The 10,318-nt window shown below is 71.1% G+C and carries 9 protein-coding genes; 3 read left to right on the top strand and 6 right to left on the bottom strand.

All coding sequences use genetic code 11. The annotated features are described in order from the left end of the window. The 6 genes from LOY02_RS03610 to LOY02_RS03585 all read right to left on the bottom strand — a co-directional run. Positions 1 to 1,661: AMP-binding protein (locus LOY02_RS03610; protein ID WP_317180962.1), on the bottom strand; the 1,661-nt coding region annotated here is incomplete at its 3' end. Between the two features lie 18 nt (positions 1,662 to 1,679). Next, a complete protein-coding gene (locus tag LOY02_RS03605) occupies positions 1,680 to 2,144 on the bottom strand; it encodes an SCP2 sterol-binding domain-containing protein (protein WP_317180961.1) in 465 nt (154 codons plus the stop codon). Between the two features lie 142 nt (positions 2,145 to 2,286). Beyond that, positions 2,287 to 3,099, bottom strand: coding sequence for a PIG-L family deacetylase (locus tag LOY02_RS03600; protein ID WP_317180960.1), 813 nt, complete (start codon positions 3,097 to 3,099; stop codon positions 2,287 to 2,289). A gap of 58 nt (positions 3,100 to 3,157) precedes the next feature. Then, the gene (locus LOY02_RS03595; protein ID WP_317180959.1) at positions 3,158 to 3,604 is read right to left on the bottom strand and encodes a GNAT family N-acetyltransferase; all 447 of its coding nucleotides are present in this window, start codon (positions 3,602 to 3,604) and stop codon (positions 3,158 to 3,160) included. 121 nt (positions 3,605 to 3,725) lie between these two features. Then, complete coding sequence (gene topA / locus LOY02_RS03590; RefSeq protein WP_317180958.1) at positions 3,726 to 6,542, bottom strand: type I DNA topoisomerase; 2,817 nt, start codon at positions 6,540 to 6,542, stop codon at positions 3,726 to 3,728. Positions 6,543 to 6,695: 153 nt separating this feature from the next. Beyond that, positions 6,696 to 7,154, bottom strand: coding sequence for a GyrI-like domain-containing protein (locus tag LOY02_RS03585; RefSeq protein WP_317180957.1), 459 nt, complete (start codon positions 7,152 to 7,154; stop codon positions 6,696 to 6,698). A 121-nt stretch (positions 7,155 to 7,275) separates the two neighbouring features. On the opposite strand from LOY02_RS03585, the gene LOY02_RS03580 reads away from it, so the two are divergent. The 3 genes from LOY02_RS03580 to LOY02_RS03570 all read left to right on the top strand — a co-directional run. After that, on the top strand, positions 7,276 to 8,067 hold the full coding sequence (locus LOY02_RS03580) for a class III extradiol ring-cleavage dioxygenase (protein WP_317180956.1): 792 nt from the start codon (positions 7,276 to 7,278) through the stop codon (positions 8,065 to 8,067). Positions 8,068 to 8,397: 330 nt separating this feature from the next. After that, positions 8,398 to 9,672, top strand: coding sequence for a toxic anion resistance protein (locus LOY02_RS03575; protein WP_317180955.1), 1,275 nt, complete (start codon positions 8,398 to 8,400; stop codon positions 9,670 to 9,672). 58 nt (positions 9,673 to 9,730) lie between these two features. Beyond that, positions 9,731 to 10,318, top strand: a 588-nt coding sequence (locus tag LOY02_RS03570; protein ID WP_317180954.1) for a hypothetical protein, incomplete at its 3' end; no start/stop codon positions are given.

Here is a 10,318-nt window from a genome sequence, read left to right as displayed (position 1 = left end):
ACCTTGCCCGTCGCATTGCGAGGCAGCTCGTCGAGCACGACGACGTCGCGGGGAAGGGCAGGGCGGGAGACCTGCGGCCGCACGCGGGCGACGACCTCATCGGCCGCCAGGCCGTGCCCGGCGCGGAAGGCGACGCAGGCGACGAGCCGCTGGCCGAACTCGACGTCGGGCACCCCGAAGACGCTCACCTCGCGCACCTCGGGCAACCGGGCGATGGCCGCCTCGAGCTCACGCGGGTAGACGTTCTCGCCTCCGGAGATGACGAGGTCGTCCTCGCGGCCCTCGACGTGAAGGCGCCCGTCGACGAGCCGCCCGAGGTCTCCGGTCGAGACCAGCCCGTGCCAGGTCGGTCTCGAGGCGCCGTCGGTGTAGCCGTCGAAGAGCAGGTCGTTGCCGACGAAGATTCGCCCGACGTCCCCGTCCGCGACCGCGGCTCCCGTCTCGTCGACGATGGCGACGGTCGTGCCTCGCGGTGGCCGGCCGGCGCAGTCCGGGTCGGCGGCGAGGTCCGCCGGGGTTGCCACGGAGACCCAGGAGACCTCGGTCGACCCGTAGAGGTTGTAGAGGACCGGGCCGTAGGCCGCCATGAACCTCGTCGCGAGGCCGGAGGGCAGCAGCGAACCGCTCAGGGCGACGACCCGCAGCCGGGCACCGCCGAGCCGACCGACACGGGCGCCGCCCTCGCCGGCACCGTCCGGACCGAGCCCGTCGTCGGCGAGGTCGATCATGCGCTGGACCATGACGGGAGCAGCGAACATCCCCTGGCACCCGTGGCGTCGCAGCGCACTGCGTGCGACCTGCGGGTCGAAGCGCCGCTGCAGGACCATGGTCGAGCGAAGACCGAGGCACAGCTGCAGGCCAGCCAGCCCCCACGTGTGGAAGATGGGCGCAGAGAGCAGGACCGTCTCCCCGACCCCGAAGGGGATCCGGTCGAGGATCGAGGCCAGCGCGGCGAAGTTCCTCGGGTGCGGCCGTCGGGCACCCTTGGGGGTCCCGGTCGTCCCTGACGTGAGCACGATGGTGCGCCCTCGCCGCGAGGGCGGTGCCGACGAGCCGAGATCCTCTCGTGGCACGGCGTGCATCCGTCGGAGCAGCTCGTCCTCGTCGAGGAGCGGGCACAGGTCCCCAGACGCCTCCGACGCCCCCCATGCCTCCGACGCCCCCGATGCCTCTGACACCTCCGATGCCTCCGATGCCCCTGCAGCGACCTCGGTGAGGTCGCGGTCGTGCACGAGGAGCGCGAGCCCCTGGTCACGGACCACGGCGCGGACCTGCGCCCGGGACAGGCCGGTGTTGAGCAGGACGACGTCCACGCCGATCGACGAGGCGCCGATGAGGACCTCGACGAGCCCGAGATGGTTCCGGCAGAGCAGCCCGACGCGCGCGCGAGGTTCGCCCTCCGGCGCACCGCCGAGCGCCGCCGCCAGCACTGCTGCCGCCCGCTCGGAGCCCTCGAGGAGCTGGGCGTAGGTGGCCGCGCCGCGCTCCTCGTCGATGACGGCGACGCGGTCGGGGGAGCGCGCGGCGGCCTGGCGCGCCTCCCCCGCGAGGCCGAAGCCCCAGAGCTGGAGGGCGGCCAGCTGCCGGGCGACGCGGTCGGGTCGGCCGGGCAGGAGGACGCCACGGCGGGCGAGGACGGCGAGCTGCTCGACGAGCTTCATGCCTCGACGCGCCCCGGCTCAGCCTTGGACGGTGTCGAAGAGGTTGCTGAAGTTGGCGGCCAGGCTGAGGTCCCCCTTGGCCTTGACCTGGCCGGACATGAACATCATGACCGGGTTCCCGCTCTTGGTGATGAGCTTGACGAAGGGCCCGGGTGCCATGGTCAGGCTGAGCGTCGCGTCGCCCTCGTGGCCGTGGGCCACGGCGCACTGGCCGTCGGCGACCCGGACCGTCCAGTCGTCGGAGCCGCCGTCGGCGCGCTCGGTGATGGTCCAGTGGGTCGTCGCCGTGATGGAGCCGGCCCTGTCGGCGCGGAACAACGCCGGCATCGCCTCGAAGATCGCAGCAACGAGATGGCTGCGGTTGTCGCTCGACAGCACCGCTTCGAGGTCGGTGTCGGACATCTCGTTGAGGCGCGAGATGAGCTCGGGGCCGGGCAGCTCCCGGAGCTGCTCCGGGGTCGCGGTGGTCAGGTCGGTGGACATCGGGTCTCTTCTCCTGGGTGCGGACGGTCTGTCGGTGCCGCTCCCCGGCGCTCAGGACCCCGGGGCTGTCTCGGCGGACCGCTTGTTACCCACAGTAAATTACCCGCCAGTCGACTCCAGCGCGAGCCGCCTGAGGCCTGGGTCACGCGCTCTCGGCGACGACGCCCTCCTCCTCGAGGAACCAGGCGTGCTGCATCCCCGCAGGCCGGCCGGGCTCGAGGTAGTACTCCACGCCGAAGGCCGCGGCGAACAGGGGCTCTGGCATGGACAGCAGCTCGCGGGCGTCTGACTGGCTCGCGTGCGCCTCGAGTGCCGCGCGCTTGACGTCGATCCACTCGCTCACGTCGCAGGCCCAGTGCAGCTCAGCCTCGGGCGTGCCGATGGGGTTGCCGTCGTCCATCGGGTCGTCAGCGTCCCACCCGGGGTCGGCTCCGGACGCCCGGAGCGCCTCGAAGGCGCGGCGGATCGCGTCGCGGTTCATCGAGACCTCGAGGTAGCGCGGACGCCCGGCCAGCTCCGCGGCCCGCTTCGTCACCGCGTGGACCTTGACATGGTCGGGGTGGCCGTACCCGCCGTGCCAGTCGTAGCCGACGACGACGTCGGCCGACTCCTCCCGCAGCACCTCGGCAACCCGCGCGGCCGCCTCCTCGAGGTCCGCGCGGAAGAAGCTCTCCTCGTGGTCGTTCTGGGCCCAGCCGGTCATGCCCGAGTCCGCATACCCCAGCCACACGACCCGGTGCGTGCCGATGACGGACACCGAGCCGGCCATCTCCGTGCGCCGACGGTCGACCACCGTCTCGCCCTCCGCGAGGTCGTCCGGCGCATCGCCGTGGTCGCCGTTGGTGGCGACGACGAGGACGACACGGTGACCCTCAGCGACGGCGCGGGCCATGGAGCCGGCTGTCTGGGACGACTCGTCGTCGGGATGTGCATGGACGAAGACCACGGTTGCCATTGACTCAGCCTCACCCGGCGGCTCCGGAGGCGTCAAAGACATTTCTCCCGTGCCACATTCACGACCGAGGGCTGAGCGGGAGATCGTAGACGACGAACCCGCTGTAGTTCGCGACGGCGTCGTAGAGCCGCCGCGCCGTGGTGTTGCCCTCCTGAGTCTGCCAGTAGACCTTGGAGCAGTCCCGCTCCGCCGCCCAGGCGGCCACCGCCTCGATGAGCGCCCGGCCGACCCCCTGGCCACGGGCGTGGGGCGCCGTGAAGAGGTCCTGGAGGTAGCAGACGTCGCGCCCCGACGTGCTCGGGTGGACGAAGTAGTGCGTGATGCCGACCAGCTCGTCACCGAGACGCGCCCCCAGCGCGTGCATCCTTGCGCCGGAGCGGAACTCGCGCCAGGCCCGGTCATACAGCGCGGGTCCGGGGTCGCGTCCGTAGAAGTGCAGGTAGGCCTGGAAGAGGGCCTGCCAGGGGTCGCGGTCGGACTCCTCGAGCGTCGTGATCGTCACCATGCGCGCCACGCTAGGGACCGGCGGCTCCCCGCCACAGCGCCACTTCAGGACAACCCGAGAAGGCCACTGGGCGGCATACGGAAATGGGCCGTATGCCGCCCCGCCCGCTCCCGCTGGAAGGTCAGCCCTTCTTCGTGCTGGTCCTCTTCGTCGTGGCCTTCTTCGTCGTCCGCTTCGCGGGCGCCTTGCGCGTCGACTTCTTGGCGGTCCGCTTGCGCGTGGTCGGGTCCTTCGCGCGCTTCTCCGCGAGGAGCTCGAAGCCGCGCTCCGGGGTGATCGACTCGGGGTCGTCGTCCTTGCGGAGGGTGGCGTTGGTCTCGCCGTCGGTGACGTAGGGACCGAAGCGGCCGTCCTTGACGACGACCGGCTTGCCGCTCACGGGATCCTCGCCGAGCTCCTTCAGCGGAGCGGCAGCCGCGGCCCGGCCCCGCTGCTTGGGCTGGGCGTAGATCGCGAGCGCCTCCTCGAGCGTGATGTCGAAGAGCTGCTGCTCGGAGGTCAGCGACCGCGAGTCGGTGCCCTTCTTGAGGTAGGGACCGTAGCGGCCGTTCTGCGCCGTGATCTCGACGCCGTCCGCGTCGACGCCGACGACGCGCGGGAGGCTGAGCAGCTTGAGCGCGGTGTCGAGGTCGATGGAGGCGAGGTCCATGTCCTTGAAGAGCGAGGCCGTGCGCGGCTTGGGCTTGGCCGCCTTCTTGCCCCGTCCAGAGGTGCCCGCCGCGGCCTGCTCGGTCTCGTCCTCGAGGACCTCGGTGACGTAGGGGCCGTAGCGCCCGGCCTTGGCGATGATCTCGCGCCCGGTCTCGGGATCCCGCCCGAGGACCCGACCGTCGTCGGCTGCCGCCTCGAGCAGCTCGCGAGCCCTGGCCGGGGTCATCTCGTCCGGGGGGATGTCGTCGGTGATGGTGGCCCGCCGCGGCTGAGCCGCGACGGAGGAGCCTGGCCCGGCCGAGGCAGCAGACGTCGCGTCAGCGTCCGCGCCGTTGAGGGTGTCCACGGGGGACGGCGTCCCCCGTGTGTCTTCGACGTAGGGCCCGTAGCGGCCCACTCGGACGACCATGCCATCGCCGATCGGGATGGTCGAGATCTCCTTGGCGTCGATCTCGCCGAGGTCGTCGACGAGCTCCTTGAGCCCCTCGACGGTCGTGGCCTCGTCGCCGAAGTAGAAGCGCTCGAGCCACTCGACCCGCCCGATCTCGCCGCCTGCGATCCGGTCGAGGTCCTCCTCCATCGAGGCGGTGAACTCGTAGTCCACGAGCTCGGTGAAGTGCTCCTCGAGGAGGCGGGTGACGGCGAAGGCGAGCCACGACGGCACGAGGGCCTGACCCTTGGTGAAGACGTAACCGCGGTCCTGGATCGTGCCCAGCGTCGCGGCATACGTCGAGGGCCGGCCGATGCCGCGCTCCTCCATCGCCTTGACGAGGGTCGCCTCGGTGTAGCGCGCCGGGGGGGTCGTCTCGTGACCCTCGGCCTCGGCGCGCACGACCTGCAGCGGCACCCCGGTCGAGAGCTTCGGCAGGCGCCGCTCCTCGGCGGCGGCGTCGGCGCGCGCGGTGGCCTCGTCGTCGCGGCCCTCCTCGTAGGCGGCGAGGAAGCCCTTGAAGGTGATGACCGTGCCGCTCGCGCTGAACTCGACCCGCTGCGCGCCCTCGACGGCGGTGTCGACGGCGAGCTTGACCGTGGCGGTCGAGCCGCGCGCGTCGGCCATCTGCGAGGCGACGGTGCGCTTCCAGATCAGCTCGTAGAGCGCGAACTCCTCGCCGCGCAGCTCCCCCGCGACCTGTGCCGGCGAGCGGAAGCGGTCACCCGCGGGACGGATCGCCTCGTGCGCCTCCTGGGCGTTCTTGACCTTCTTCTCGTAGCGGCGCGGGCTGTCCGGGACGTACTCCGCGCCGTACATGTCGCGGGCCTGGCTGCGGGCGGCGGTCAGGGCGGCGTCCGACAGCGTCGTGCTGTCGGTACGCATGTAGGTGATGTAGCCGTTCTCGTAGAGCCGCTGCGCGACGCGCATCGCGTTCTTGCTGCTCATCCGCAGCTTGCGGGACGCCTCCTGCTGGAGGGTCGAGGTCGTGAAGGGCGCGGACGGGCGGCGCGTGTAGGGCTTCTCCTGGACGTCCGTGACCGTGGCCGACGACGCGACGCAAGCCTCCGCGATGCGGCGCGCGAGCGCCTCGTCGAGCCGGACCGCACCCTTGCCGACGAGCTCGCCGCGGTCGGAGAAGTCACGCCCCGCGGCGACGCGGGCGCCGTCGACCGAGCTCAGCCGCGCGGTGAAGTGCTGGGCCGTGCCGTCCGGGGTGAAGTCGCCCTCGACGTCCCAGTACGACGCCCGGACGAACGCCATCCGCTCGCGCTCCCGCTCGACGACCATGCGCGTCGCGACGGACTGGACGCGGCCGGCCGAGAGCCCCTGACGGACCTTGCGCCACAGCACGGGCGAGACCTCGTAGCCGTAGAGGCGGTCGAGGATGCGGCGGGTCTCCTGGGCGTCGACGAGGCGCGTGTCGAGCTCGCGGGTGTCGTTGACGGCCCGCTGGATCGCCTCGCGGGTGATCTCGTGGAACACCATCCGCTTGACCGGCACCCGGGGCTTGAGAGCCTCGAGCAGGTGCCAGGCGATGGCCTCGCCCTCGCGGTCCTCATCGGTGGCGAGGTAGAGCTCGTCGGCGTCCTTGAGCAGGCGCTTCAGCTCGGCGACCTTCTTCTTCTTGTCCGGGTCGACGACGTAGTACGGCGCGAAGCCGCCTTCGACGTCGACGGCGAACTTGCCGAACGGGCCCTTCTTCATCTCCGCCGGCAGCTCCGACGGGTTGGGCAGGTCCCGGATGTGCCCGACCGACGCCTCGACGTCGAAGTCGCCCCCGAGATACCCCGCGATCGTCTTCGCCTTCGCGGGCGACTCGACGATGACGAGCTTGCGGCCCTTGCCTGCAGCCATGAGACACCTACAACCTTCCGAGTCGCACGTGCAGCGGATTCGTCGCTGCTCCGACGTGGACGCGCCCCGACCGTAACAGCACGTGTCAAGTGCCGTCTCACTGAGGTGACGGTTCCCGGGCGGAGCCGGATGCCGCTGAATCCGCCGGTGAGCTCAGGCGACGGGCCAGAAGATCTGGGTCCGCCAGGTCGCCGGGTCGGGTTGCGTGACAGGATCCGTGAGGTAGACCTCCCACATCTCCTCGGCGGGCGTCAGCCGGCGCTCGGCCATCCACGCCACGACGGCGTCATAGGTCCGCGCCATCTCGTCGTAGGACCCCACGTGCGTCGCTTCGACGACTCGCCCGCCCGGCAGGCGACCTGGTGTCACGCCCTCGGACGGCGTGATGGGCGCCTCGACCGGGAATCCGGCCTCGACGTCGACCGAGCCGTGGGGTTTGCCGTGGTACAGGGCGATAGGCGGCCCCGTCGGGTGGTGTCCCTGTGCCTGCACTGCAGCCATGGCCCGGTGCAGCGCCCGCCCGAAGAACTCCGGCAGCTCGTCGACAGACACGTCCTCGCGGACGACAGCGGTGGCCTGCTCCAGGTGCTCGGTCATCGTGATCTCGGTCATGCCACACGGTCACTCGGGAGCCGCGCGGGCGCCAGGGCCGAAAGGCCCCGCAGGGATGAAATCCGCGCCCGATGGCGTTGGACCTGATAGTTTATTTGTCAACCACTTCTGAGGAGCTCCGATGCCCGCCCCCCTGATCTACCTGAGCCACGGCGCGCCCCCGCTCGCCGACGACGCTCGGTGGACCACCGAGCTCGCCGGGTGGTCAGCGGCCCTGCCCAAGCCGAAGAGCGTCCTCATCGTCTCGGCGCACTGGGAGGACGCCCCGACGACGCTCGGCTCGACGACGGGCGCGCCACTCGTCTACGACTTCTGGGGCTTCCCGCAGAAGTACTACGACGTCACCTACGACGCCCCGGCCGCGCCCGACCTCGCGGACGACGTGACGAAGCTGCTCACCGCCCCGGGCGGGACGAGCTCGACGCCGGTCCACCGCGACGAGTCCCGTGGCCTCGACCACGGCGCCTATGTCCCGCTCAAGGAGATGTTCCCCGACGCGGACGTCCCGGTCCTCCAGATGTCGATGCCGACGCTCGACCCGCGCGGTCTCTTCGAGATCGGTCGCAGGCTCGCACCGCTCCGTGACCAGGGCACCCTCATCGTCGGGTCGGGCTTCACGACCCACAACCTGCGCTGGTTCAACCCCCGGGCAGGAGCCGACGCCCCGCCGCCGGTGGCGAGCGCGGAGTTCGACCAGTGGGCAGAGGAGACGATGCGGGCCAAGGACGTCGACAGCATCCTCGACTTCCTCGACAAGGCCCCCGCAGCCCGGGAGTCACATCCCCGGACCGAGCACTTCGCGCCGCTGTTCGTCACGCTCGGCGCCGCCTCCGAGTCCGCCGGTCTCGACAACGAGAGCGTCATCGACGGCTTCTGGTTCGGCCTGTCGAAGCGGTCCTGGCAGTTCGGCTGATCTCGGGCCACGGCACCCCCGCTCCCTGTGGACGACGGCGCTCCGGGAACCGGGCTCGGCGCCCCGTCGTTCACAGGGAGTGGGTGCCCCACGCACGCGGCCGCAGCGCGGAACCTCCCCTGACTCCAGCGCTGCGGCCGCCCCCGTCCCTCGATCCCCCAGGACGACCGGGGTCCCTCGCGGACGGAACCGGGGAAATCCCCCGACCGTCGGAGACAGGCGCCACGTAGAGTGGCTCACAGCCCATCCAGCCGTATGCCGCTGGGCGGGCCCAGGGACTTCGGCCGCGTCCGTGCGCGGCCGGGACAAAGGGGAAGGACCCGTTCGACGATGACTGACCAGCCCGCTGCCCAGCAGGCCCCGACGGCCGCCCAGGCCGCCCAGGCGCCACTGCAGCCACCGGAGACGGAGACCCACCTGACCCTCACGCCGCCGCCACCGGTGACGGCCGTCGCGGAGACGTCCGCCCCGAGAATGGCCCCCGCAGTGCCCGAGGCGGCCCTCCCCGGCCTCGACGCCAAGGTCGACACCTACCTCGGCTCCCTGCTCGCGGCCGCCACGAAGTCGCCGGAGTGGGAGGCCAGGGCGGCCGACGTCCGCAGCATGGGGACCGACGAGATCCGGTTCGCGGCCGAGTCGTCCAACCGGATGCTCCAGATGCCGGTCAAGGCCCTCAACGAGGGCTCCCTCTCGCAGGGCTCCAAGGTGGGCAAGACGCTCATCGACCTGCGCCGCACCGTCGAGGACCTCGACCCGTCACAGGCCACCGGGACCAAGAAGTTCCTCGGCATGATCCCCTTCGGCGAGCGGATCACCGACTACTTCCGCAAGTACCAGTCCGCGCAGTCGCACCTCAACGGCATCCTCCACTCGCTCCAGTCGGGCCAGGACGAGCTCCAGAAGGACAACGTCGCCCTCAACCTCGAGAAGAAGTCGCTCTGGGAGTCGATGGGCCGGCTCAACCAGTACGTCTACGTCGCCGAGCGGCTCGACGCCAGGCTCGCCGCCCAGGTCGCGACGCTCGAGTCGACCGACCCGGAGAAGGCCAAGGCGCTGCGCGAGGACGTCCTGTTCTACGTCCGGCAGAAGCACCAGGACCTGCTCACCCAGCTCGCGGTGTCGATCCAGAACTACCTGGCGATCGACATCATCATCAAGAACAACATCGAGCTCATCAAGGGCGTCGACCGGGCCACGACGACCACGGTGTCGGCCCTTCGCACGGCCGTCATCGTCGCCCAGGCCCTCAACAACCAGCAGCTGGTCCTCGACCAGATCACGGCGCTGAACACGACGACCTCGGGCCTCATCGAGCGCACCTCGGAGCTGCTCAAGACCAACTCGGCGCGCATCCAGGAGCAGTCCGCGAGCTCGACGATCAGCATCGAGTCACTCCAGAAGGCCTTCGCCAACATCTACGAGACGATGGACACCATCGACCAGTTCAAGGTGCGGGCCCTGGACAACATGGCCGCGACGATCGGAGCCCTCGAGACCGAGGTCGCCAAGTCGCGCAGCTACCTCGACCGCGTCGCAGCCCAGGACGCCCGACGGGAGGCCGGGGCCGCTCCCGGCGCCCTCGACCTCGGTCCCGGCGGCCTCTGACGCCGGGCGGACTGCGCTGGTGGGCGAGACGAGGCCGAGCACGAAGGGAACATGACACGTGGGGATCCGATCGTGGTTCGGGTTGGACCGGCCCGAGGCACCGGAGCCGCACACGTCCGGGCCGTCCGGGCCGCCGACGACCGAGCAGCTGCTCGGTGCGCTCGACGCCGTCGAGGCGCAGGCCAGGGCCGGCCGGGTGCCCGGCGTCGTCCTCTCGCGCCTGCTCCGGGTGACCCGCGTCGTCCGCGAGTCGATCCCGCGGCTCGAGCGGCTCGGCATCGGCAGCGCGCAGGGCTACAGCGTCATGGCCACGGCGACCGACTACCTTCCCGTCGCGATCGGCAACTACCTGCGCCTCCCCCGTGACTGGGCCGACACCCGACCGATCGCCGCGGGCAAGAGCTCGGTCATGCTGCTCGTCGACCAGCTCGACCTGCTCGGCGCGACGATGGACAAGGTCGCCGACGCCATCAACCGCTCGGACGCCGAGGCGATCATCGTCCACGGCGCCTTCCTCGAGGAGAAGTTCGGCCACGCCTCGACCGGTGGCTCCCTCGGGCTCGGCGCGCCCGATCCCACGCCTGAGGGAGCGGTGCCCGGGCCGTCGAGCAGATCCGGCCAGCCCGACGGGTCGCGACCTCCCGGC

Source organism: Intrasporangium sp., from assembly GCF_032907665.1.
In the GTDB taxonomy this organism is placed as follows: Bacteria; Actinomycetota; Actinomycetes; order Actinomycetales; family Dermatophilaceae; genus Intrasporangium.
Note: the sequence above shows the minus strand (reverse complement) of the source record. Positions and strands in the feature narration are given on the sequence as shown.

Excerpts from the sequence above, each read along its gene's own strand:
- LOY02_RS03605 (WP_317180961.1), bottom strand. The coding sequence starts at position 2,144 with ATGTCCACCGACCTGACCACCGCGACCCCGGAGCAGCTCCGGGAGCTG.
- LOY02_RS03600 (WP_317180960.1), bottom strand. The coding sequence starts at position 3,099 with ATGGCAACCGTGGTCTTCGTCCATGCACATCCCGACGACGAGTCGTCC.
- LOY02_RS03595 (WP_317180959.1), bottom strand. The coding sequence starts at position 3,604 with ATGGTGACGATCACGACGCTCGAGGAGTCCGACCGCGACCCCTGGCAG.
- topA (WP_317180958.1), bottom strand. The coding sequence starts at position 6,542 with ATGGCTGCAGGCAAGGGCCGCAAGCTCGTCATCGTCGAGTCGCCCGCG.
- LOY02_RS03585 (WP_317180957.1), bottom strand. The coding sequence starts at position 7,154 with ATGACCGAGATCACGATGACCGAGCACCTGGAGCAGGCCACCGCTGTC.
- LOY02_RS03580 (WP_317180956.1), top strand. The coding sequence starts at position 7,276 with ATGCCCGCCCCCCTGATCTACCTGAGCCACGGCGCGCCCCCGCTCGCC.
- LOY02_RS03575 (WP_317180955.1), top strand. The coding sequence starts at position 8,398 with ATGACTGACCAGCCCGCTGCCCAGCAGGCCCCGACGGCCGCCCAGGCC.